The organism is Parabacteroides sp. APC149_11_2_Y6, from assembly GCF_054506995.1.
The window spans coordinates 143,376-168,336 of record NZ_CP173709.1 but is presented as its reverse complement, the minus strand read 5'-3'; the positions used below and the strand labels follow the sequence as shown (position 1 = coordinate 168,336).

The following is a 24,961-nucleotide window of genomic DNA, read 5'->3' as shown; positions in this document are numbered from 1 at the left end:
TCTAACTTTGTCGTAATACTTATTCTTCACTTTCACCTTCTTCTTCAAATTCGGCGGATAATATAGCCAGCACTTCATCTACTGTCTGTTCTTCCAGATCGGCACGTTCCAAAATTTCACTCCGATCCATAGCCAGTACACTCTTTGCGGTATAGCAACCGATATTCTTCAGGGCGTCGATTACCCAAGAATCGATTTCATCCGAGAATTCATCCAGATAGATATCTTCTTCATCTGCACCTTCCACATCGCGGAATACATCGATTGTATATTCTGTCAACAGACAAGCCAGTTTAATATTTAAACCGCCTTTACCGATTGCCAGTGAAACTTCTTCCGGACGCAGATAAACTTCAGCTTTATGTTCTTCTTCGTTCACACGGATAGAAGATATTTTAGCGGGGCTCAATGCACGTTGTATAAACAGTGCTACATTGGCCGTGTAATTGATAACGTCGATATTCTCGTTTCTCAATTCACGTACGATGCCATGGATACGGGAACCTTTCATTCCGACGCAGGCACCAACCGGGTCAATACGGTCATCATAAGATTCTACTGCTACTTTGGCACGTTCTCCTGGGATACGGGCAATTGCCTTGATGGTAATCAGTCCATCGTTAATTTCAGGAACTTCCAGTTCGAACAAACGTTGCAGGAACATTTTGTCCGTACGTGAAAGGATAATCTTCGGGTTATTGTTGAAGTTATCCACCCGCTGTACAATCGCACGAACGGTTTCACCCTTGCGGTAGAAATCGGAAGGGATTTGTTCGGATTTCGGGAGCAGCAACTCATTACCCTCGTCGTCCAGCAACAGGATTTCCTTTTTCCATACCTGATACACATCGGCAGCGATAATATGACCGATTTTGTCTTTATATTTAGCAAACAAACTATCCTTCTGCAATTCAAGTATCTTAGAAGCCAGTGTCTGGCGCAGGTTCAGAATGGCACGGCGTCCGAAGCCTGCGAAGTTAACTTCGTCGGTTACTTCTTCACCTACTTCACAGTCTGCATCAATCTTACGAGCCTCAGTCAATGTAAGCTGAAGGTTCGGATCTTCCAGTTCATCATCGGCTACTACCGTACGGTTGCGCCAGATTTCGAAGTCTCCTTTTTCGGGATTGATAATCACATCATAATTTTCATCCGTACCAAACATTTTGGCAATCACATTACGGAAGGAATCTTCCAACACGCTGATCATCGTATCCTTGTCTATATTCTTCAACTCCTTGAACTCAGCAAGGGTATCAATCATACTGATTGTTTCCTCTTTCTTGGCCATAATCTTTTACTTAAATCTTATTAGATATTTTGTATATTTTATTTCATCGAATGTATACGGTTGGTCTTCCGTAACGGTAACCTTGCGCTTGGCGCCTTCCGGCTTTATCTGTTTTTCGATTGTTATCACCACACCCTTTTCGTCGGCAGCTTTCAGCACACCGGCAAGTTTGGCACCATTCTTTAACAGCATTTCAACTTCATTACCAATATTTTTCTGATATTGACGAAGAATCTTAAACGGGGCTGTTATTCCTGCGGAACCTACCTCCAGTTCAAAATCTTCCTTATCCCTATCCAAATGAGCTTCTACGTAACGGCTTAGTTCAACACAGTCATCAATACAGACACCCTCATCATTATCTATCTCTATGATAATCAAGTTACCAGGTTTAATCACTACGTCTACCAAATAATTTTCGGATGAAGCTAATTTATCTTCTACCAATTGGCTTATCAGATCCTTTTCAATCATATACATATAGTTAAGAACAAAAGGAGGGGACTACCCGCCCCCTCCTCATCTTCGCTTAATCGCCTGCAAATATACAAATAATCAATGAGTTTTCAAATAATTATTATTTTTTTATTCATTGTCCGGCAGGATTTGGGGATATGGCATGCAAACACTATCTTTACGGCCTGAATACAAGGGGTGCTTATGGCTATACGCCACAGGCTGAGAACATACCCATATTACCTGTACGGATAATGCCGGCGTAGGGAAAAAGCAAGCCATCCGGCTTCATGGTATACATCCTCACTCAACACTCCTCTCCTATTCGTTTAATTCATTTGTTTAAACAAAAAGACTAAGGATGAAAAGTGTATTAATGATCACCGCCGGAGTATTGGCGGTATTTACTGTCGAAGGCAAACAATCCGAACCTGTCGACTCGTTGAAAATTTCTAAAAACATCCCATTGGAAGAAGTGGTGGTAACTGCCACCAAGGTTTCGAAAGGGACACCCGTTGCATACAGCGAAATATCCAGGAAAGAACTGAACAAACGGAATGACGGGCAGGGCATTCCCTTCCTGCTCCTCCAGTCGCCATCCGTCATTATGACCTCGGATGCAGGGACAGGCATCGGCTATTCGGGCTTCAGGGTCCGTGGAACAGATGCAAACCGTATTAACATTACAGTAAACGGGGTACCGGTCAACGATTCCGAATCGCATACCGTATTCTGGGTTAATATGCCGGATTTTGCCTCTTCCGTTGATAATATCCAGATTCAACGCGGAGCCGGCACTTCGACAAACGGTGCCGCTGCATTCGGCGCCACTGTTGCTATGCAGACTCAAAAACCGGACTTAAAACCTTATGGCATATACTCTGTTTCAGCGGGTTCGTTCGGTACAGTGAAAAATACAGTACAAGGCGGCACCGGACTTCTTTACGACCATTTTGTGTTTGACGCCCGTTATTCCAATATCCGGAGCGACGGATTTATAGACCGGGCTTCCGCCAACATGCATTCTTATTTTGCTTCCGCAGCTTACTACGGAGCAAATACATTAATCCGCTTCCAGACATTCGGGAGCAATGAACGAACGTATCAGGCATGGACCGGAGTTCCTTCTTCCATGTTGGAAACAAACCGTACGTATAACCCCTGCGGTGAATACGAAGAAAACGGAGTAACCAAATACTACGATAACCAAACCGACAATTACAAGCAACAAAACTACCATCTGTCGGCAAGCCAGCGTCTCGGGGACTACTGGAATATGAACCTGACGCTTCACTATACACATGGGGAAGGCTATTACGAAGATTATAAGGCAAAAGCGAAATTTAAAAGCTATAAACTCCAACCGTATATAAACAGCGATGGCGAAACAGTTACCAAATCCGATCTGGTACGACGTAAATGGCTGGATAACGATTTTTACGGGGCCGTATACAGCGCCAACTACCAGACCGAACGGCTGAACTTCTCATTCGGTGCTGCTGTAAACAAATATATAGGCGGTCATTTCGGACGTGTCATGTGGGTAAAAAGTGCCGAAAATCTGCCGCAACCCGACTATGAATATTATCGCAATACAGGAAATAAGCTCGACTATAATACGTATGCGAAAGCGAATTACCAGTTTCACCCCTATTTCAACGGTTATATCGATATGCAATACCGGGGTATCCACTACACAATAAAAGGAAGTGACGACAAAGCCGGCGACCATGTCAACGTAGATAAATACTGGAACTTTTTCAATCCGAAAGCGGGTGTCAATTTCCGGAAAGGAGGACACAATGCTTTTGTTTCTTTTGCCGTAGCCAATCGCGAACCCAACCGCGACAACTTTACCGAAGCAGGTCCCGACGAACGTCCCCAACACGAAACGCTATACGATTATGAAGCGGGATATAGTTTTAGCAATTCCCGTTTCCATGCCGGAGCCAACCTCTATTATATGGACTACAACAACCAGTTGATTCTGACAGGCAAAATCAGTGAAATCGGCGAAGCACTCACTTCCAATATCAAGGATAGCTACCGGATGGGAATCGAACTGGCAGGAGGCGTAAAAATTACCCAGTGGCTGGAATGGAACGGAAATGTGACATTCAGCCGGAACAGAATAAAAGACTTCACCGAAACGCTGCAAAATTTTGATGCGGACTGGAATCCTGTCCCGGGTCAGGAAGAAGTCAAAAATTATCTGGGGACGACCCAGATCGCTTTCTCGCCGGATATCATTGCCAACAGCATGTTCAGTTTCTACTGGAAAGACTTGAGTGTAGGCTTCAATTCCCAATACGTAAGCCGCCAGTATATAGACAATACATCCAGCAAAGAACGCTCCATCGACCCTTATTTTGTGAATAGCTTGCAAATAGGTTATATATTCAAGCCTAAATTCATGAAAGAGATTGGTTTAGACCTGACTGTCAACAATCTTTTCAACGAACAATACGAAACAAATGCATGGGTTTACTCGGCAATCGTAGATGGTAAACGTTACAAAGAGGATGGGTATTTCTGTCAGGCAGGCATTAATGCCATGGCCCGGGTAACTTTCAAATTTTAACCGGATGGAACATTTTCTCGAATATTTCGGTGTATTAACGGGGCTGCTTTATTTATTGCTCGAAATAAAGCAGCATCGTGCCATGTGGGTTGTAGGGTTTACCACCTCCCTGGTTTATGTCTTCGTATTTTTCTTTTCTAAGATTTATGCGGACATGGGGCTGAATATTTATTACACAGCCATCAGTGTTTATGGTTTCTGGCAATGGACCCGGAAAAATAAACTTCAGAAGAAAGAGGAACCACAACAGCAAGACAGTTCTTCCGAAAAGATACTGTACCGCCATGCAAGCTTGAAATTGCTGGCGGGTATCTGTTTTTCCATATTTGCTATCTACGGATTCCTTTTTTACATCTTACATACATTTACGGATTCACCAATACCATCAGGAGACGCATTTACCACAGCAGTCGGGATTGTTGCCACCTGGATGCTTGCACGGCGCATTATCGAGCATTGGATATTTTGGGTCATCGTAAATTTCGTTTCAGTATATCTTTATTACCTTCGCGGATTATATCCCACCATGTTCCTTTATACCTGCTACGGATTACTTGCCGTAGTCGGATTATATACATGGAAAAAGAAAGGAATCAATACAAATGACAGCACCTTATAACTGCGTAATCATGGCAAACGGCAGTTTTCCTGAAACAAGCCTGCCACTGGAAATGCTTCGCAAGGCATCCTTTATCATTGCCTGCGACGGGGCAACAGGAACACTGCATGAAGCAGGAATCATTCCGGATGCCATAGTCGGCGACCTGGACAGCATCCCGGCACCTTTCCGCCAGCTTTATGCCGACCGTATACATATCGTAGAAGATCAGGAAATCAACGACCTGACCAAAGCCGTTCGCTATGCCCGTTCCATCGGGCAGCAAGAGGTGCTGATACTTGGCGCCACCGGATTAAGGGAAGACCATACACTGGGAAATATCTCCTTACTTATGGACTATGCATCCATGTTCCGGAAAGTCGAGATGCTATCCGACTACGGACGATTTACCCCCCTTTTGCAAACCGCTACGCTGCAAAGCCATCCCGGACAACAGGTATCCATTTTCTCCATGTACCCCGAAGGGACAATCAGCACAAGCGGACTGAGGTGGCCTATCTGCAACCGGAAACTCACATCCTGGTGGCAAGGTTCCTTAAACGAAGCTTCCGGAAATGAATTTACTATCGAATTATCCCCCGAAGCCCGGGTGATTGTTTACCGGACCACATGCATATAAAAAATATCCCGAAGGCATCTTTTTTTGAGATTGCCTTCGGGAATAAAATACACCCTCAATTTTACAACTTAGTATATAAGCCTCACGGCTTAGTGAATATTTTTCTTTATTTATTAAGCAGAAAACTTATTAAGCAATGAAGCTTTCCACTCGATAAAACCCTCAATGTTATTTTCCACCCTGAATTGCAGTTTATCATCTGCAACTTTTTTCAACTCTGTTTTGGGAGCCAACGGAAGGCACATATCATCCACGTTGAAATAAGCTTTCATCAAGATGACGTCATAGCCTCCGCCAATAACGGTCTTCACCAATGTCACAGGTACGTTCAATTGCGCCAGATAATAAGCAGAACGTTCGTAAGCGCACCATGCATTGTCTTCGAGATACAAGTAGACATCCTGACAGTTGTCCACTTCATTCCCTAAAATAGTACTGACATCAAATATGCACTCCATGTTACTTTTAATTATACTATACTTTATAAATTCTGACAATGCAAATATATATACTTTTAAAGCCCGGAGCGGGCTGTAAAAATCTCAATTATCACTGTCAAATCTATCAATCTTCCTTTTTGATAGAAAACTCCCCTCTATTTCTACAAAAACAAAACCATCCGTAAGAACATATACCCCAGTTGCCGGGGAATAATTCTTACGGATGGTTCTTAAATTAATTTATCAGAATCAGAGGTCTGCGCGTTTCTTACGGAGTTCTTCCAGATTAGCGGAAGCATCCTCTATACCGGCAGCTTTAGCCTGGTTTAGCAAACGTTCTGCCTCGTCCAGATTATCCTGCAACAAGGCAAGCACTCCACGTGCATGAATAGCAACCGGACTGTTGTCCGCTTTAGCCAAATATCTTGCAGCATCATCCAAGTTCCTTTTTGAAAGAGCTATATTGGCTGCATTCAGGTTTGCTACAGGATCGTCACTGAATGTACGTACTGCGATTTCGAATACTTCATTATACGCATCGCTTCCAAGCGGATAGCTGTTTGCCACTGCATACATTTCATCGAGACTCAACTGTTTCGGATTGGTTTTAATGACCTTGCGAGCTTCTTCCAGAGAAAATTCCCGCACTAAATATTTAACCTTGTAATCCGTACGGCGCAATTTAGGATAGATGGTCCTGTAAATATACTTATAGGGTTCTCCACCATTCAGAGCTTCCAGTTCATCCTGCTTTTTATCCGGATCAGCATCACTGTTTATGATATCCAGCACTTCTTTGCGTGAAGGGATATTCATATCCGCTTCTGCATATTTTTTCAGACCGTCCCAATCTTCAATCCCGTTCTCCAGTGTAAACAGGTTTTCTGCCAGGTTATGTTTTTTCCGTGCATATTCAGCCAAAGACTTCACACGGTTGCCTGCCAATATCCTATTATGTTCGAAAGACGCTTCCGGTGAAGCGAAACCTTTTAATGTAATACCTTCCAAAGAAACATTCTTATCATCAACAACCAGATTAATACTGTTGTCTACTTTTGCCAGTTCATCTGCATTTCCGCGGAAATCAGGAAGGATATCATACTTATCGACCCGGTATTCGATGAAAGCAGAACTTTCTTCTACCCGATGTTTTTCAGGTTCCACTTCCGGACGGATATAAACCAGGAACGGCTGAACCTGGTAAAAACCATCTACCTTATCGGCAATCAGCAATGGTTCACCCGGTTTCTCTTTTCCACAACCACATAAATCCTGGGCCAATACAAAGCGGGCATCTTTCATCCACGATTCATAAGGAATTGTCATCTTATATGATACAGAAGCATCCGGATTCTTTTTTGCATTTACTACAGCGAAATATTCTTCATCCGTATTATTCAATGCAACTTCACGGTTATACACTTTATTACGGATTCTTCCGTTCACCAGAACAGAGGGTAATCCCATCTTTTGTGAACCGGATTCCAGTACAGGTGTCAATGTCAGGAATCTTCTGGTTGAAATCTGATCTCCGTTTATTTTTATAACAGCGTCAATGTAAAGTTCGTTACCTCTTTTCTTTAGCTCGTTGCTGACCACACTCACAGGCGATTCGGTCTGTGCTTCAACTACTGGGGCAAAAGCGGCAAAAAGGGCAGCAAGCATATATATTTTCATTCTTATCTTCATAGCTCTTGTTATTTAAAGAAGTAAATAATAGATAGAGCGGCTTTCGTTACGCCGAAATAATTCTTCGACTCTGTTGCCAAAACAGAACCACAAGTCGCGCATGGATACTTGTCATATTTCAGATGCGCCCAACCGACACCGATCTCAGCTTCCATACTCCAATGGTTACCGAGCAACCATTGATAACCGTAACCGATACCTACACCATACAAATCACCCTGGTAACGGTTTTCCTTAATATTACCACCGAGAAATTTTAATCCTCCGACATTATAATCAGCATAAAAAGGATGCAGGCCGAAGAAATGCCCGTCAAACCTCTCGCATAACCAATAGCGTACTTCCGGCTGGACCATCCAATGCTTCAAACGGGCTTCTTCGCCAAGCTTCCATCCATTATAATTACCGGACAGATCCAACGTCCACTTCTTGCTTAGCCCCACTTCAACACCCAGATTGATTGTTGCTGTAGCATCATAAAGCAAATTGGACTTTACCGCAAACTTCTGTCCATAGACATTCGTCATGCACGACAGAAGTAAAAAAAGGAAAAGTACTTTCTTCATATACATATAATTTTAATACTCAGTTTGTATCTTTTTATTAAATTCATAGATGCAAAGGTACATAGAATATAAACCTCCAACAATAGGTAAATGTTTCAACTTCAACGGGCGTAGTTCTCATAGCCGCTCTATTTATTTCAGCAATCTCAAACTCATACAAAAAATGACACTTTTACCGTCTACTTTTGCAGTTAATACCTACTTTATCGGAACTTTAGAAAAGCAGGCATGTTCTTATAACCAGACTTTTATTCCTGCCTGTACAGACAAGGAAATTTGCAGGCAGCCACTTGTTATTTACAAATTAGATATATATCTTTACTCGGAAATGACAGAATAAACAGCGGGTAATGTTAGCAGCCATACAAATACATATTCAATGGATAGCAGGTATAATATTTATCATATTGTATTCTGTTACTATTCTGGGACTCGTTCTGGTTATTATTGCAGAAAACCGGAATCCGCTAAAAACCATACCTTGGGTAATCGTACTTCTTCTCACTCCCGGTATCGGACTTATTTTCTACTTTTTTTTCGGACAAGACAACCGGAAACAACGCATCATTTCACGTCGTACCTATAAACGCATCATGAGACGTCCTCATGATGGCAATTTACCACAGGATGCCTGTTCTGTTCCAGCCCCTTACCAGCCGCTGGTTACATTATTGGCAAACAGCAACCAGTCTTCACTTTTGTATGGTAGCGATATGAGCATCTATACAAACGGAAGCGACAAATTCCGCGACTTGATTAGTGAAATAGAAAAAGCGACCCACCATATCCATCTGCAATACTATATCTTCTGTGACGACAAAATAGGTAATATCATCAAAGAACTATTGATAGCGAAAGCCAGAGAAGGCGTCGAAGTGCGCGTATTGTATGATGATGTAGGCTGCTGGAAAGTAAAAGAGAAATTTTTTAAAGAAATGCAAGAGGCAGGCATAGAAGTATATGCCTTCCTGAAAGTTGCATTCCCCGTCCTGACAAGTAAGGTAAACTACCGCAACCACCGGAAAATCGTAGTAATAGACGGAAAAGTAGGTTTTATGGGAGGGATGAATATTGCAGACAGATACGAAAAAGGAACCGACTGGGGCACATGGAGAGATACTCATTTCAAAATTACAGGCAAAGGGGTTCATGGATTGCAAGCAGCATTCCTGATAGACTGGTATGTCGTTAGCAAACAATTGCTGAATGCAAAGATCTATTATCCACCTGTTCCCGTCTACTGCGACGACAACATCATGCAAATTGCCACCAGCGGACCGGTCGGCCAATGGCGGATTTTGCTACAGGCTTATATATTCATGATTGCCAATGCGAAAAAATATATCTTTATACAGACTCCTTACTTTCTTCCTACCGAAGGATTGAATCAAGCCCTGCAAACCTCGGCGTTGGGAGGTATCGATGTGAGATTGATGTTGCCCAAACGTTCGGACACCCGTACGGCAAATATGGCTACCCATTCATTTATTGATGAAATGGTAAAAGCCGGAGTAAAGGTTTATTTCTACAAACCGGGGTTCCTGCACTCCAAATTACTGGTGACCGACGATGCCGTAACCTGTATAGGTTCTGCAAATATGGACTTCCGCAGTTTCGAACACAATTTCGAAATCAATGCCTTTGTATACCAACCGGCATTTGCCAAACAAATGAGAAAAGTATTCATGTATGACATGCACCATTGCGAACGGCTGGTTCCTACACGATGGTTAAGACGCCCGTTAAAACAGCGTCTCGCGGAATCATTTATGCGTTTGTTTTCTCCTCTTCTTTAATAAAAATACTAAAATTTACAGAACCGTATATTCTACGCTGATTAAAGTAAGGTAGTTCGGAAAAATCATATTCCTTCGGATGCTCCATTACGAAAATTCCATCTTCACGCAGCAGGTCACGTTCAAACACCAGGCGAGGAATTTCCGGAAGTTCTTTTAACGCATAGGGAGGGTCGGCAAAAATAAAGTCGAAACTTTGCATGGGAGCCGAACTTAAATAGCGGAACACATCTCCACGTATCAGATGCAATGATTCCGTTTTCAATTCTTTGGCTACTTTGGCTATAAAGGAAGCATGTTGGTTATTCTTTTCCACTGCCGTTACATTACGACATTCACGTGAAAGTAGCTCAAATGAAATACTACCGGTCCCGGCAAACAAATCAAGGGCATCCGCCCCTTCCAGGTCTGTCAAGTTGGAAAGCACATTGAAAAGATTCTCTTTGGCAAAATCCGTTGTCGGGCGCGCACTGAATGTAGACGGCACGTCAAACCGTCTTCTTCCATATATACCACTTATAATTCGCATAAAAACAAAGCTGTTAAATCCAACGGAGCCTGCACTATTTCCGGACCAAGCAAATAGGCTTCGGAAGGCATCTCCAAGGGGTCAATATATTGTAAATAATTTCGTAAAGTACTTGTCACCGCATTCCTGAAATCTGCCTGCCCAAAAATCCTCAACTGATCTTTCCGTTGGTCCATACCTGCCTGTTTCCACACATATAATATATAGTAAAGAATATCGTCCGGCTGTTCATATTCAAACGAATTGACAAATAACAACTTTCCTTGCGCATAACATGCCACATCCATCATTTTCCGGTGCAACACTACATACAGTTGTTTAGGGATTCGCGAACGACTCTGCTTCTTCCAAAGAGACAATAACGGGGAAAGATGATGCACAAAACGCGGGCTCACCAAGGAACGGCAACAAAACTCATAAACTTCTTCATTCATTCCAAACAGAAGTTCTGCATCCTCATCTTCTAAATGATTATCCAGACAACGTTCCTCCGGTGAGAAAAAGGTAAAGGATAATAGCTCCTGCTTCCGCTTCTCCTCAAAAACAGCTCCAGGCACCAATGTATATTGGGGAGATACGCTAACCACATGGATATGCTTATATAAATAAGTCAGGAAATCATTTTCAAAGAAAAATTCTTTCAGAGAAGAGACATAAGGTTTTGTCCGGTCAAACTCAACGTCTCTGAAAAAGAAACTTTCGCTAACCGAAGGGCTATAACCCGAAAAAGAAAGTCCACCCGACCGAAGCCGGATGGACATTGTATATTTTTCCGAATTATCAGCAGTCAACTGGTCGGGCACACTGATAATCATAAAACTGTTTCTTAATTTTCCCAGTTACCGGCGTTATTATTAATTTCTTCCAATGAACCAACACGCAGACCCGGATATTTATTAGTTTTTTCAGCCTTGTCTTTCAAGTTAAATACTAATTGTTTGTCTAAGTCACCCAGATAATCGTCATATAAAACGCCGCACTGGAATACCTTTACGGTATAACCTGAACCGGAAGTCAGAGTGGCAGTATCCATAGAGAACTGAATATTTGTATATGGAACATTACGCATATCTGCTACATTATAGTTGGCACCGAACAGTGTATCTACTGCAGTTACCCAAACAGTATCACGCTTAATCAAACCTTTCTTTACGGCTTCTTTTTCCGTCATACCTTTTTCCAACTGTTCATCAGTCAAAACACCTTCTTTGATAAGGAACGGCAATTTGTCGTCTTTCAAGAACTTAGCCAATTCATCAAAGTTAGCGGCATGTACTTTATACTTGTTCTTATACTCGATCTGAGCTTTACGAATATCGATCAAACGCTCTTTAATTGCGTTTTCACGAAGGTCCTTTTCTTCATTAAACTCAATCGGAGTCATAATACTCCTGTAGCACATGTACCCGAGCAGCAACACTGCCACTGTCAATAAAATCCTCAATGTAACTTTCATGGTTTGTATATTTTTTGAATTTATTTCGTTCGGCAAATTTAAAAAAGAATATTTAATACACTACCTTTATAGCGAAAATTATTATAAACAAAATGATAAATAGTTATTTAAGCAGCCAAATTAGACAGAATTTTCCATATAACCCGACAAAAGACCAGCTTTTCGCCCTCAATGCCTTGTCGGATTTCTTGCTTTCGACCGACGCAAATACCTTGTTTCTCATGAAAGGATATGCAGGTACCGGAAAAACTTCTCTGGTCGGAGCACTTGTCAAAACCATGGCCGACTTACAGCAAAAATCCTTCTTATTGGCACCTACCGGACGTGCAGCAAAAGTCTTTTCCAACTATGCCGGACAAAAAGCTTTCACTATCCATAAAAAAATTTACAGGCAAAAAGCTTTTTCCAACGAACCTACCGGATTTCTGCCTACCGATAACTTGCACAAAGATACTATTTTTATTGTAGATGAAGCCTCCATGATAGCGAATGATGGGGTCGACTCTTTTATTTTCGGAACAGGACGCTTGCTGGATGACCTGATTCAATATGTATATTCCGGTGAAAACTGCCGCCTTATTCTTATGGGGGACGTGGCACAGCTCCCCCCAGTCTTACAGACCGAAAGCCCGGCACTAAACCCCGGCATACTCAAGGGATATAACCTGAATGTGACAGAGGTTGCCCTCACCCAAGTCGTACGGCAAGAAGGAGATTCCGGAATCCTTTTTAATGCAACACGCCTTCGCGATGCATTGCGCAATAACGAGGTCGAAATATTTCCCAAATTAAGACTAAAAGGATTTTCAGACTTCCGTAAAATCGGAGGTGAAGACCTGATAGAGGAAATATCCGCAGCCTATAGCCGTGACGGAATAGAAGACACCCTGATTATCACACGCTCCAACAAACGTGCAACTATTTATAATAATGGAATCCGCAACCGCATCCTCTACCGGGAAGAGGAACTTTCTTCCGGCGACAGGCTGATGGTAGCCAGAAACAACTATTTCTGGACTACAGACTGTAAAGAAATGGATTTTATCGCCAATGGTGAAATCATACAAGTGCTGCGTGTCCGCCGTACGACCGAAGTGTATGGTTTCCGGTTCGCCGATGTCACCGTACGTTTTCAGGACTATGACCTGGAAATGGATGTCAAAATATTACTGGACACCTTACAAACAGACAGCCCTGCACTGCCCAAAGAATTAAACGACAAATTGTTTTACACCATACTCGAAGACTATTCAGACATTTCGACCAAAGCGGGTAAGATGAAAAAGATGAAAGTCGACCCTCATTACAACGTGCTCCAAGTGAAATATGCCTATGCCGTAACCTGCCACAAAGCCCAGGGGGGGCAATGGATGAATGTCTTCCTCGATATCGGCTATATTACGGAAGAGATGCTGGGAGAAGATTTCTACCGCTGGCTCTACACAGCTATCACCCGTGCGACACACCGCCTCTATCTGGTCAATTTGCCGGATGAATTTGAAGATTTTAGCTCATAATCATAGTACTATAAGTAAGAAATGTATATTTTTGCCTTTATTATAGTAGTATATAGGCTGAAATAAGGTAAAAATAATGGCTAACAAAGAGAAAATAGATTATCTGCTTTTAGATATCAGAGAGCTTGAAACACTGATTGCCGGAATACGGGATGCGGAAATATATCCGGCATCCTTCTTCGGACAGACATTCAACCTCACCCACAAAATATTAAAGGACCTCCACTCCCTTGAAACGTCCCAGATAGAGATGTTACGCAAGCAAATGGAGGAACACCAGGCATTATTGCAATCCATCCCCAATCAAGTGGCTGCTCCTATGCCGGAACCCCCGGTCAAGGATGTCCAAATCCAGGAAACCCGGCAGATTGTTGAAGTGAAACCGGAAATACTTGAAGAAGAAATAGCAGAGCCCGTGCAGGAACAAGTACAGGCCGAAGATACACTTCAAGTCCAGCCGGAACCGGACATCAAGACTCCCGAAGCAGAGGTGGAGGCAATAGCTAAAGAAACCATTCAAGTGCAGGCACAGGAACCTGTGCAAGAGCCTGTACACAAAGGGAACGCCGAACGTTCCGGGCTTTTCCTAAACGACCTGTTGGAAAAAAATAACCTTTCCGACTTCCGCAAAGCATTCAGCCTGAACGACCGCTTCCGTTTTCGCCGGGAACTGTTTGGAGGGGACGAAGAACGGATGAACAGGGTAATCAGCGACTTGAATAACCTTCATACCTATGAAGATTCGGTCACTTACCTGAATAATGAGCTGAAATGGAATATTGAAGATGAAGCCGTTTCTGATTTTATCAAACTGCTTGAAAAACGATTCCTCTGAATTATGGCAAAATTAACCGTAGTCCCCACCCCCGTTGGCAACCTGGAAGATATGACCTTCCGTGCCATACGTGTATTGAAAGAAGCCGACTTGATTTTGGCAGAAGATACCCGGACGACCGGCTTTCTGCTGAAACATTTCGAAATACAAAACAAGATGCAATCCCACCACAAATTCAACGAGCATAAAACGGTGGAACAGATTGCATCCCGTATTAAGGGGGGAGAAAATATCGCCCTTGTATCCGATGCCGGTACCCCGGCAATCTCCGACCCGGGCTTTATGCTGGTAAGAGAATGTGTGCGGCAAGGTGTCGATGTGGAGTGCCTGCCGGGAGCAACAGCATTTGTTCCGGCATTGGTAGCATCCGGACTCCCCAATGAAAAATTCTGTTTTGAAGGTTTCCTTCCACAAAAAAAAGGACGGCAAACCCGCTTGAAGGAACTGGCGACAGAAAACCGTACCATCATCTTCTACGAATCCCCCTTCCGGCTGGTTAAGACTTTAACCCAGTTTGCCGAATTTTTCGGAAGCGACCGGCAGGTTTCGGTTTCCCGTGAAATATCCAAACTGCACGAAGAGACTGTCCGGGGAACACTTGAAGAGGTAGCCTCCCACTTCACGGTGAACGAACCGAAAGGTGAAATTGTTATTGTTTTAGCAGGCTTAAAAGATAAAAAGGACAAAGAGAGAGAAAAAGATGTTTAACGTAAAAACAAAAAGAACATGAAGAAAGTAGTTATTGCAGCTTGTATCTGCACAGCCATGCTGGCATCCTGCGGACAAAATTCAGCAGATTATAAAAAGCTGAAAGCAGAAAATGATTCTCTGAAAATAGAGAACACCCGTAATGTGGCGGAAATCAATGATATCATCGCCACCCTGAATGATGTGGAAACAGACATTCAGTCCATTCGTGATGCTGAAAATTATCTGACTATACAGCAACAGACCGGTGGTGAAATGAGCAAGACAAACCGCGAACGTATTAAAGATAACATGCAGTTAATCAGCGAAACACTGAAAAAAAACCGTCAACAAATCTCCGAACTGGAAACAAAACTGAAGAATAGCAATATCCAATCCTCAGCTTTGAAAAAGACGATTCAGCGTTTGAACTCCGAGCTCGATCAAAAAGCAACAATGATCGTTGCCTTGCAGGAAGACTTGGCTAAAAAGAATGTACGTATCCAGGAACTGGATGCCATCGTTTCCTCTCTGAACGAAGATGTGGAAAACCTTGCTGCCACTTCTGCCTCTCAGTCTGAAAAATTGAACGAGCAAGACAAAGCGTTGAACACCGCTTATTATTGCTTTGGCACGACTAAAGAACTGAAAGAACAGAAAATCCTTAGCGGAGGCGGTTTATTCTCCAAATCCAAAGCCCTGGAAGGTGATTTCAACAAGGACTACTTTATCTCTATCGATGTCCGCGAAGTAAAAGAAATTCCTTTGTTCTCAGGAAAAGCTAAACTGAAATCCAACCATCCGGACGGTTCCTATGAATTCATAAAAGACGAAGACGGCAACCTGACACTGAAAATCACAGACGCCAAATCATTCTGGAGCCTGGGCAAATATCTGGTAATCGTAGTCGGATAATGAAAAGATACAAGAGTTTGTTTATCGACCTCGACGATACCCTTTGGGATACGTACCATAATAATAAAGAATGTCTTGAAGAAATATATACCGCCCATAATTTCGGGCGGTATTATACTTCATTCGAGGCGTTTTTCGATATATACTGGCCTCACAATATGTTATTGTGGAAACAATATCGCAACGGGGAGATAGACAAACAATTTCTGATAGTAGACCGTTTCCGCCACGTTCTGCGCCCGTTAGGCATAGAAGACGATAAAACGTCTCTCGCCATCAACCACGAATTTTTACAACGGACAACAACTAAAACCCGCCTGGTACCCGGAGCAATCGAATTGCTGGAATACCTGCGCCTTTCTTACCGTTTATTTATTCTCTCGAACGGCTTCCGCGAAGTCCAATCCAAAAAATTAATCAATTCCGGTCTGGCTCCTTATATCGAGCGGATGGTCCTGTCGGAAGACGCCTGCATCCAGAAACCGCATAAAGAAATCTTCGACTACGCCCTGCGCAACACCAATTCCCGCCGCTCGGAAAGCCTGATGATAGGCGACTGCTGGGAAGCCGACATCGTAGGCGCACACGACTCCCGCATCGACCAGATTTGGCTTAACCCGGACAAGTTGCCTGCCAAAGGCTTCGAACCGACTTACACGGTAACTTCCCTACAGGAAATAAAAGAAATCCTTCCATAGGAAAAAAGACAAATTAGACAAAAGCACACATTGAATTTGTAAAACGATGCCAGTCAGGAAAACGGCATCTATTAGTATTCATAGTTATGGTTTTCCGAAATCATAACTATGAATGCCAAATTATCCGATTTACTCCCCGTAGATATCCGAAGATAATACAATGTTAGGTAAACCCGGTATTTATGATAAAACGGAAAGGAAAGAGGGCTGTCTAAAACTTGTCAGACAACCCTCTTCTCGGAATAATAAAAACTAACCCTCAATTTTTATCAAAGTACTTTTATTGCCTTAGTTCACCTTTTAAACCCTCTAAACTTTCCGACAACCTTACTTTGTTTTCTCATATTTCATCAATCGGTATAGATGATTTTTGTTTGGTCCTTTGTGATGATGCAAAGATATGGATACTTATAAAGCAAGACGGGCGGTATTCATTTCAATAGTATGCGTTAAACGTTGCATTCTGCAAATTGAGAGAAATACCCATTCCTGAAATCATTGAATCAACAGGGCTGACTACTGAAGAAATTGAGCAACTGTAAACACCCATATCCGGCATACAATTCCAAATATAACGGATTTCTATAGATTCATATAAACCGATTAAGGTGGAGAATTGCCCACCTTAATCGGTTTTATAGTAAATTCAACTAAACTCTTCCCAGCTGGCTACGTACTAATGCAAAGACGCTTGCCAAATAACACTACAACCTCATGTAAGCCATGAAAATAAAAGCGTACATTTGTGCACTACCTGCCATTAGGTAGACAACTAAAACAAATAACTATGAGCAAATTTGTCAATCCTTTCTCGGATTGGGGATTTAAAGCGATTTTCGGGAGCGAAGTAAGCAAAGACCTAATCATCAGTTTCCTTAATGGGGTTCTACACGAAGAAGTTATCATCGACATCTCTTTCCGAAATGTTGAAATGCTGGGGCTGAAGCACGAACAATCCAAAGCTGTATTCGACATCTTTTGTGAAAATGAAAAGGGAGAGTTCTTTATCGTGGAAATGCAAAAATCGCGACAGAAGTACTTTTCTGACCGTATTTTGTATTACGCTTCTTTTGCCATCCAGCAGCAAACGGCAGTGGCTAAGGAAAAAACGGCTAATAACCTGTCTAAGGACATGAGGGCGCGATGGAATTACAGCTTTAACAAAGTCTATATAGTATGCATTCTGAACTATATTATGGACACTTCACATCCCGATAAATACAGGTGGGATATTGTTCGTATGGACAGGGAATTAAAGATTCCGTTCAGCGAAACACTCAACGAAGTTTATCTCGAAATGCCAAAATTTGTGCTACCTTTGCCTAAATGCGACACCATATATCTCAAATGGTTATACGTATTAAATAATATCGATATTATGGAACGGTTACCCGAAGAATTGAACAACCAGATTTTCAAGAAACTAAAAAGTATCGTGGAAATTGAGCGCATGTCCGCCAACGAACGCTTGGAATACGAACTGAGCCTCGCCACCGAACGAGATCTACTCGCGGCTTTAGATGCTAAATTTGAAGATGGAGAAATGAAAGGGAGAGAAGAAGGAATGAAAGAAGGCAAAAAAGAGGAGCGAATCAAAATTGCTTCCAAAATGAAACAGATAGGAATATCCATTCCTGAAATCACAGAATCAACAGGGCTGACTGCTGAAGAGATTGAGCAACTGTAGACACCCATATCCGGCATACAATTTCAGAAATAACGGATTTCCGTAAATTCATATAAACCGATTAAGGTAGGTAATAGTCCTTCCTTAATCGGTTTTATATGATGGACACTTCACACCCTGATAAAAATACCGGCAGGATATTGTATGAACAGGGACTGGCAATAATAATATTTGACAAACGGAATATAGTCGTTGCTCCCTTTGTGCCAAGAGAACGAACTTTCCTGCAATGCGGTAAGGAGATCGGATTCTGTTTCTATGTACAATGCTTGTTTACCTTGAAGCTAAGGTTCCGCCTTCTCGATGAGGTAGATGTTCGGTTCCTGATTATATGGGTTACTCAGGAAAGATACTAAATACGCTTTTTTGCACCTAAAGCAACATAAAATTTATAGTTTGCAAAAACAACTGACATACTATCATAAAAGCAACACAACAAATTAATATTCAACCCATTATCAGCATGATAGTTCTATTTTCAACTCTCATAACATCTATCATACCATCATACCGGATTTGTAGGAATACATATATTTCCATCATAATATATTGCTTATTTTCAGAAAGATAAGCGCTTATTTACATTGACATCCGGGTGTGGAGGGGCTGTTCATCCGGGCCTCGATACCGTTCAAATCCGGGTGTAAACTGGCTCAAGGCGGGAATATATGGGATTTTTATTACTGAGTTTTGAAAGAAAAGAAGATATCTTTGGGAAAAGAATCAATAACCAATAAAAGGTTACTCCTTTTAAAAAGAAGCAACCTTTTATTTTATCTATTATAAACTATATTATTTCTTTCCGTCCTTTACACATCGGGTTTTCGTAGAACTTGATTCGGACAATGTTAGAAAATTGAACATTCCTGACCCATTCCAATGTACAGTATATAATTTTTTATCTATTGCCTTATAAGTTAATTCAGAATAAGTACAAGAACCTAAACCTGCTAAATTCTCAGTAGAATAGCCTACTAATAAAGCTAACTCCCGTTGATTCGGCACACGGAATCCTGCACCGGCTTTACTACAATCAGGTAAAGTTTTATTTATGTTATTAACTCCACCAACAACTATATTTGAAACAGAAAATTTCTCATAGGGATGATTCAAGGATCCGCTCGTATGCTCTGGATGGAAAGTCAAAGATTGAAATTCACTTTCCCGTAATGCAACCGGAGCAACTCTCGACAAATCAATTTCAGTAACAATTCCACCACTCAATATTTTCTGAACATAATCATCAGGCTCCATATAAGTATAATTACTTTCGTCTGGCACAGTTTCGTTTTTATTATCATACTTATAACCTAAATTACGAGCACAACGGACATTAAACAGATTGGAACTTGCATCTTCACTTCCTGTAGAAACACCTTCTTCCGTCCAAAAACGTACATTATTACTGCTGATAAAATGATTCTCATAACAATTCGTTACTGTTACTTTATTAACCGTTTTTTGCAACAAACGGGCTTCAGAAGGCAAAGCATCCTGACCAATCCATAAACCTACATACTGATTTGTTGCCGGCAAATACCAACGAATTTCATTTGGCGTAATCCGCCCATCACCATTCAAGTCTCTATTTCTCTGGAAACAAGCATATTGAGCTTTTACTACCTTTTTATTAACATTAGTCTTAAAATCGACATAAGTATCCCATGCTTTTGATGAAGCATCCCTATACCACATTAATGTATTATATCTGCCATTTGTCTTTGTTTCGGTTCGGTATTTATAGGACTCTCTCCACTTCCAGTCCTTATCCTGATAAGGCGTTACATCATTTGTCGGGATTCTTCCATCTTCACTAACCGTCTCAATTCCCCATGCTGTATTCAATCCGTTCGCATCCTTATTATAAATAGTTTTGATAGAACGCTGACTAATCATAATATTAGAATTAGTTAAGCTACTCTGTTTATCAAAACTAAACTTAGTATCACAAAGAATGTGCATTTGACGGTTTTCCCAATTTACAAAGGTCTTCCAACTGGTTTCACCACCTGTTATCGGATCTTTATCATAGTAATATTCATTTATGAAAACAGTATATACAACTTTATATCTTGTTGTTCCATTCTCTTTAAAAGCCGTCCAAAAATTAGTATCAATAGTCTTCTCTTGCTTCTTTTCATATAATGTATTAAGAAGATCTTTCACTGATATCAAACGATTTGGAGAGGTTGGATTGCTTGCTGTCAGCTGATAAGCATCCTTATAACTACGAAAATCAGTAGAAGCATTATTATTCCTTGCAAATTCCACCCACTTATAATCCTTCAATTCACCCTTTTCTGTTCCATCTTCCGATATCTCGTAATACCCGCTATTCAGATCCGCCGAAGTACGAGCCTCATAAGGAGTTTTCACAGCCACAGACAAACTGGTTAATTTATCCTTATAAAATGTTATTTTCTGCACTTCATAATGAGCATCCAGAAGCAAATTCTGGTCAGATGTAATAACATCACCCTCTGCACCCGGTTGCGCTTCGTTTACATCTTTCGGTACCCCAGCTTGACTGGTTTCAACTTCATCAATGATAGCCTGAACACCATCAATTTTTATATGATAAGTATAAAATATATTACGTTCTGATTTAAAATCAGAAGCGACTTTATTAACATACCCCAGATGGATAGTATAACGAACTTCGGCACTCATCTTTATTTCACCATTATCTTTATACTCATAATAAGTTCCACTTAATACAACATAAGTAGATAACGGATTTGCATTCAAAAATGCACCATTCAACCCCGCCTCATCCTTTTCCTGACGTTCACGTTCACTATATTCTGAAATTTCATTTAATGCAGACTTACGATTTTCCATCATATAAAAAGTAAATTTACCACCTTGATAATGATGATTATCATCAAGAGTCAACTCTTCAAACTTAGCAGCCGAGGTCGAAAAGAGATCCGTTTCTTCATTTTGGGCAGCATCTTCTGCATTGGGTAATAAAAAACTTGCCCGCGGCACATTTACCACTTTCCAATCCTTAGGTATAAATTCTTTATTGGTTGGATTTGCCAACTGAACATCAAATTTAATTTTTGCATCAAGATGGGTAAAATAAATTTTACCTCCCGATATTGTAACTGTATTTCCAGAAGTAGATACTGACGGAGGAATAGAACATAGCCCTTTATTCAATTTAGCATCTGAAACAGAGGTTCCCCAATATCCACTCATAACAAAACCCTTTGATGAAGGGCGTTGAATTAAATCGCCATTTAATTCCAATTGGATTTTTTCCAAATCCTCCAAAGATTCAATATTTTTATAATCCTGCAATACAAGATTATCTGAACTTGGATTGGCTATAGCTATAATATATTTTTTACCAGAAGTAATTGTTTGATTTAATGTTATTGTTTTATCCTGAGTAGAAGGTATTGTATATAAATCTCCATGTTCCAGCTTTTTATCCCGATTAAAAATAAAAAGATAAATATCATTTACCGCATTCTCCGCATCAGTTCCTAAGTCCGCCTTCGTCTTCACCTCTTCCAGGTCAAAAGATTCGAATGAGAGCTTTACATCTACCGGGATACCTTCTTCCACTTCACCTGTTTTCTTTACCAGATTCTCATCCTGGCAGGCATTCAGAAAGAATAATCCGAATATCAATGTGATTATATATAAGTTATATCGTTTCATATTGTATGTCTTTATATTGTTATCTATTCTATCTTACCCTCTCTATTATTTAAATGGTTCCGGATTAACATCTACTTTATCCATACCGACAACTTCCCATGTGATAACAGGCTTGACGATGGTGGTATGGGTCCCTCTCACTTGATAAATATGCCCTTTTGTTATTTTTTCAACAGTCGCAACAGGAATATTCAGTGTATAAGAATGAGAATCTGTCAAAGAAGGTGCAACAGCAGGTGTATCTGTATAGCCATCATATTCTTTTATTAATTGGGGGGCTACCTCATTCCATGCCTCTAATGGGTAACCACCTTTTCTATCCCAATTATAACCAATTCTATTACCTCTTAAGTCCTCGACCCACTGTCCCCTATAAATTTTATATCCATATCTCCGGTACTGCTTTTTATAAACCCGGTATAAGCATAGGCCTTTCCCTATTTCAACATTTAGCTTCATCTCTTTACCTTTAATTTCATATGTATAAAACGAAGAGTCTACGGGTTCAAGAAGATCAGCTTCATATGCTTGATTTTCAGCTGCTTTATCATTATAAATACAGATATTAGATTTTTTATTCAGATTTTCCATGTCTATTTTTCCCGCAGTGAAACCAAATACAGGAACTGTTACTTCAGCATCAACCAACTGAGTGTAAGCGTCTATTTTAAAGTCTGTCATATAACTGTTAAAAGTATTGCTTCCTGCTTCTTTTATTTTTGCACGTAAATAAAGACTACCATCTTCCTTAGCAAGAAACTTAGAAGGCCTGGGGTTTTCATCTTCATTTCCAACCCAACCGTTCCAAGCAGAAGCATCCAAAGCAGAAGCCCATGCAAATTTTGCAGAACTTGTTTCATACTCTAAATACTTACCAAGAGTTTTCATTATAGTCTCTTTAGGAACATACTTATCAATATCCTTTTCATCAGTATATTTTACTACATCAGTTTTAGTCTCTTCCAAAAATTTAGACTCAGCCTTATCCGTATGTTCTTCCAATTCACGATCAGTCCAATTTAAAGTTATATCCAAACGGGCTGTCAATTGTATCAATGACAAGTTTAATACTGTCTTTCCTGTCTCTATTGAGTTTACAGTAAATTCTTTATACCCGACTTTCACCAAGCCGTCCGTTTCATTCAGATCCGAAGTAACCGATTGGGCTTTATATTGTTCGTATGTTCCCCAATCTGTATCAGGGAAAGTCTGCCCGGAAGGATAGTTGGCTATTACATATACAGCGACATTGCCTTCTACAACATCGCGAAAAGAAGCCTTGTATGTATTTGCTCCTGCAGGGAGTAATGAAGAGCCCGTTCCATCGCCATATTCTTTATGGTCGACACGCGTACCATTTTTGAACAGTGCCACATGGTAACGTTTTACATTTACCTCTTTTTCAGAAGGGCCGATTTCACCTCCTACTGCTTTCGTTGTTTCATTCTCTACCGAAAAAACAACCGAAAGCGGAGCATCTTCATCAGTCCTGTTGTTTGGTATATCATCTTTTGACGAACAAGCCGACATAGCCAATATAGCGGCAAACATCCATACTAAACTTTTCATTGTATTTTTTATTTTCATGACCTCTATATTATTTTACCCTCAATTATTTCTGTATTATTAAATCGCCATCAATTAATGTACCGCCGTCAATCCAGTTCAGGATATCGAATACTACATTAAAGTCTAACTGTTCAGCTCTTAAAGTTGCATTTACCTTTATCTTATAAATGTTTCCAGCGTTAATCATACCCTCATTTCCCTCGATTACAATTTCATGTGTTTTTGAAACTTTCCCAACATGGTATGTCAAAATCATTACCATCTGTTCCGCATTAGCAAAAGTATTAAATTTCAAGGAATTTGCAACAATATTTTTAGATTCATTTGTTGTTGGAATAATTGTATACATACAATCTTGTTCTTTATTTCCTAATTCGGGAGACTCAACCAAAGAACCGTCTACTACACCTTTACTGTTGATATTTTTAATTTCTACCTTATCCAAACCGACTTCTACATCATTATAATTGCCTGATGCTTTTCTAACATTAAATTCAGCCAATTCTATTTTCGCATAGGATTGGGATAATTCGATTGCAGCATTATAGCTTTTATTTTCAGCTTTAGAGAAATCGATTGTATGTCTTGCCCATTTTGTACAGTCACTCAAATTTGCAGCAGCTTTAAGAATTGATTCGCTATTTTCATAATTTACACCAAGTGTTGAAGCATTTGCTACAACGATTAATTCCATCGAACCTTCATTTTTTACATAGAAGCAATTGTTATAAGCAGTATTACCTGTTGAAGAAGTCATTACATCGATCACTGCATCATTCTTCAATAAAAATACGGTTACATTATTAATATCCTGGTCTGTTGTATTATCGGCAGCAGCAGGTGTTACGCTTTTTGTTGCCACGCTTCCGTCTGTCAATGAGAAAGAAACTGCTACTTCACCATTGTTTAAAGAGTTTTCAATTTCTTTAGTCGTGTCGTTCATCATTGTGTCGCTATCCATGGAGCAGGACATTGCTGCGAACACTAAAGAGATTATGTAAATGATGTTTTTTACTTTCATGACTGTATGGAATAATTTATTTGACTTCATTTTGCTTTAACTTTATGATGCAAATGTATGGAGTACGGGACAGACCGAAAGTAGGTGTCTGTCGCAATTTAGAGGGGTAAAAATAACGTGCAAAACATTGATAGTTATGCACCTAAAAAGCGAGAGAAATACAGATATTTACAGGAAAAGATGGGGTAAAACAAGGGTTGCCTATCAAAATAGCAGGTGCGAATCTCGCTTTGAGAGAAATACAATTAAAATGACAAAAATGCCGATATTGGAAGAGGGGAAGAATAGCTTCCTAAGCTATTGCCTGGAAATAAAAAG

Annotated in this window: 22 protein-coding genes; 11 read left to right on the top strand and 11 right to left on the bottom strand. The window is 40.7% G+C overall.

Annotation, left to right across the window (positions count from 1 at the left end; genetic code table 11):
- Positions 1-19: 19 nt before the first annotated feature.
- Entirely contained in the window at positions 20-1,291 is a 1,272-nt protein-coding gene (gene nusA, locus ACGE0T_RS00610) for a transcription termination factor NusA (protein WP_459188638.1), read from the bottom strand.
- A gap of 6 nt (positions 1,292-1,297) precedes the next feature.
- Positions 1,298-1,765: a ribosome assembly cofactor RimP gene (gene rimP / locus ACGE0T_RS00605; protein ID WP_459188637.1), complete on the bottom strand. Its 468-nt coding sequence runs from the start codon at positions 1,763-1,765 to the stop codon at positions 1,298-1,300.
- 343 nt (positions 1,766-2,108) lie between these two features.
- Here rimP and ACGE0T_RS00600 point away from each other — a divergent pair, with 343 nt between their 5' ends.
- From ACGE0T_RS00600 to ACGE0T_RS00590, 3 genes are read left to right on the top strand one after another with little or no spacing between them, the layout of a single operon-like run.
- Positions 2,109-4,328: a TonB-dependent receptor gene (locus ACGE0T_RS00600; protein WP_459188636.1), complete on the top strand. Its 2,220-nt coding sequence runs from the start codon at positions 2,109-2,111 to the stop codon at positions 4,326-4,328.
- Positions 4,329-4,332: 4 nt separating this feature from the next.
- Positions 4,333-4,947, top strand: coding sequence for a nicotinamide riboside transporter PnuC (pnuC, locus tag ACGE0T_RS00595; RefSeq protein WP_459188635.1), 615 nt, complete (start codon positions 4,333-4,335; stop codon positions 4,945-4,947).
- On the top strand, positions 4,931-5,566 hold the full coding sequence (locus tag ACGE0T_RS00590) for a thiamine diphosphokinase (protein ID WP_459188634.1): 636 nt from the start codon (positions 4,931-4,933) through the stop codon (positions 5,564-5,566). The genes pnuC and ACGE0T_RS00590 overlap by 17 nt, the downstream gene beginning before the upstream one ends.
- Positions 5,567-5,679: 113 nt before the next feature.
- On the opposite strand, the gene ACGE0T_RS00585 is transcribed toward ACGE0T_RS00590, so the two are convergent.
- The 3 genes from ACGE0T_RS00585 to ACGE0T_RS00575 form a co-directional block, all read right to left on the bottom strand.
- Positions 5,680-6,024, bottom strand: coding sequence for a hypothetical protein (locus ACGE0T_RS00585; protein WP_459188633.1), 345 nt, complete (start codon positions 6,022-6,024; stop codon positions 5,680-5,682).
- 231 nt (positions 6,025-6,255) lie between these two features.
- Positions 6,256-7,695 (bottom strand): DUF3868 domain-containing protein, encoded by a 1,440-nt coding sequence (locus ACGE0T_RS00580; protein WP_459188632.1) that lies wholly within the window; start codon positions 7,693-7,695, stop codon positions 6,256-6,258.
- A gap of 8 nt (positions 7,696-7,703) precedes the next feature.
- Positions 7,704-8,261: a DUF3575 domain-containing protein gene (locus ACGE0T_RS00575; protein ID WP_459188631.1), complete on the bottom strand. Its 558-nt coding sequence runs from the start codon at positions 8,259-8,261 to the stop codon at positions 7,704-7,706.
- Between the two features lie 350 nt (positions 8,262-8,611).
- Between ACGE0T_RS00575 and cls the strand changes: the two genes are divergently transcribed.
- Entirely contained in the window at positions 8,612-10,057 is a 1,446-nt protein-coding gene (cls, locus tag ACGE0T_RS00570; protein WP_459188630.1) for a cardiolipin synthase, read from the top strand.
- Here the strand turns inward: cls and ACGE0T_RS00565 are convergent.
- The 3 genes from ACGE0T_RS00565 to ACGE0T_RS00555 are packed head-to-tail and all read right to left on the bottom strand — an operon-like array spanning position 10,029 to position 12,042.
- Positions 10,029-10,586 carry an RsmD family RNA methyltransferase gene (locus ACGE0T_RS00565; protein WP_459188629.1) on the bottom strand — a complete coding sequence of 186 codons (558 nt, stop codon included), beginning with the start codon at positions 10,584-10,586 and terminating at the stop codon, positions 10,029-10,031. The two genes, cls and ACGE0T_RS00565, sit on opposite strands and share 29 nt — an antisense overlap.
- Complete coding sequence (locus ACGE0T_RS00560; RefSeq protein WP_459188628.1) at positions 10,574-11,401, bottom strand: DUF3822 family protein; 828 nt, start codon at positions 11,399-11,401, stop codon at positions 10,574-10,576. The genes ACGE0T_RS00565 and ACGE0T_RS00560 overlap by 13 nt, the downstream gene beginning before the upstream one ends.
- An 11-nt stretch (positions 11,402-11,412) precedes the next feature.
- Entirely contained in the window at positions 11,413-12,042 is a 630-nt protein-coding gene (locus ACGE0T_RS00555; protein ID WP_459188627.1) for a hypothetical protein, read from the bottom strand.
- 92 nt (positions 12,043-12,134) lie between these two features.
- Between ACGE0T_RS00555 and ACGE0T_RS00550 the strand changes: the two genes are divergently transcribed.
- The 7 genes from ACGE0T_RS00550 to ACGE0T_RS00520 all read left to right on the top strand — a co-directional run bounded on the left by ACGE0T_RS00550 (position 12,135) and on the right by ACGE0T_RS00520 (position 18,737).
- The gene (locus ACGE0T_RS00550) at positions 12,135-13,559 is read left to right on the top strand and encodes an ATP-dependent DNA helicase (protein WP_459188626.1); all 1,425 of its coding nucleotides are present in this window, start codon (positions 12,135-12,137) and stop codon (positions 13,557-13,559) included.
- Between the two features lie 76 nt (positions 13,560-13,635).
- Positions 13,636-14,394, top strand: a complete 759-nt coding sequence (locus ACGE0T_RS00545) for a hypothetical protein (RefSeq protein WP_459188625.1) — start codon at positions 13,636-13,638, stop codon at positions 14,392-14,394.
- Positions 14,395-14,397: 3 nt separating this feature from the next.
- Positions 14,398-15,102: a 16S rRNA (cytidine(1402)-2'-O)-methyltransferase gene (gene rsmI / locus ACGE0T_RS00540; protein ID WP_459188624.1), complete on the top strand. Its 705-nt coding sequence runs from the start codon at positions 14,398-14,400 to the stop codon at positions 15,100-15,102.
- Between the two features lie 18 nt (positions 15,103-15,120).
- Positions 15,121-15,996: a Cbp1 family collagen-binding glycoprotein adhesin gene (locus ACGE0T_RS00535; protein ID WP_459188623.1), complete on the top strand. Its 876-nt coding sequence runs from the start codon at positions 15,121-15,123 to the stop codon at positions 15,994-15,996.
- Positions 15,996-16,694: a YjjG family noncanonical pyrimidine nucleotidase gene (locus tag ACGE0T_RS00530; RefSeq protein WP_459188622.1), complete on the top strand. Its 699-nt coding sequence runs from the start codon at positions 15,996-15,998 to the stop codon at positions 16,692-16,694. Before ACGE0T_RS00535 ends, ACGE0T_RS00530 begins: the two co-directional genes overlap by 1 nt.
- Before the next feature lie 787 nt (positions 16,695-17,481).
- Positions 17,482-18,381 (top strand): Rpn family recombination-promoting nuclease/putative transposase, encoded by a 900-nt coding sequence (locus ACGE0T_RS00525; RefSeq protein WP_459188621.1) that lies wholly within the window; start codon positions 17,482-17,484, stop codon positions 18,379-18,381.
- A 98-nt stretch (positions 18,382-18,479) separates the two neighbouring features.
- The gene (locus ACGE0T_RS00520) at positions 18,480-18,737 is read left to right on the top strand and encodes a hypothetical protein (RefSeq protein ID WP_459188620.1); all 258 of its coding nucleotides are present in this window, start codon (positions 18,480-18,482) and stop codon (positions 18,735-18,737) included.
- Positions 18,738-19,173: 436 nt separating this feature from the next.
- On the opposite strand, the gene ACGE0T_RS00515 is transcribed toward ACGE0T_RS00520, so the two are convergent.
- From ACGE0T_RS00515 to ACGE0T_RS00505, 3 genes are read right to left on the bottom strand one after another with little or no spacing between them, the layout of a single operon-like run.
- Positions 19,174-22,053 carry a fimbrial protein gene (locus tag ACGE0T_RS00515; protein ID WP_459188619.1) on the bottom strand — a complete coding sequence of 960 codons (2,880 nt, stop codon included), beginning with the start codon at positions 22,051-22,053 and terminating at the stop codon, positions 19,174-19,176.
- Positions 22,054-22,098: 45 nt separating this feature from the next.
- Positions 22,099-23,622 (bottom strand): fimbrial protein, encoded by a 1,524-nt coding sequence (locus tag ACGE0T_RS00510; protein WP_459188618.1) that lies wholly within the window; start codon positions 23,620-23,622, stop codon positions 22,099-22,101.
- Between the two features lie 43 nt (positions 23,623-23,665).
- The gene (locus ACGE0T_RS00505; RefSeq protein WP_459188617.1) at positions 23,666-24,673 is read right to left on the bottom strand and encodes a fimbrial protein; all 1,008 of its coding nucleotides are present in this window, start codon (positions 24,671-24,673) and stop codon (positions 23,666-23,668) included.
- Positions 24,674-24,961: the final 288 nt, after the last annotated feature.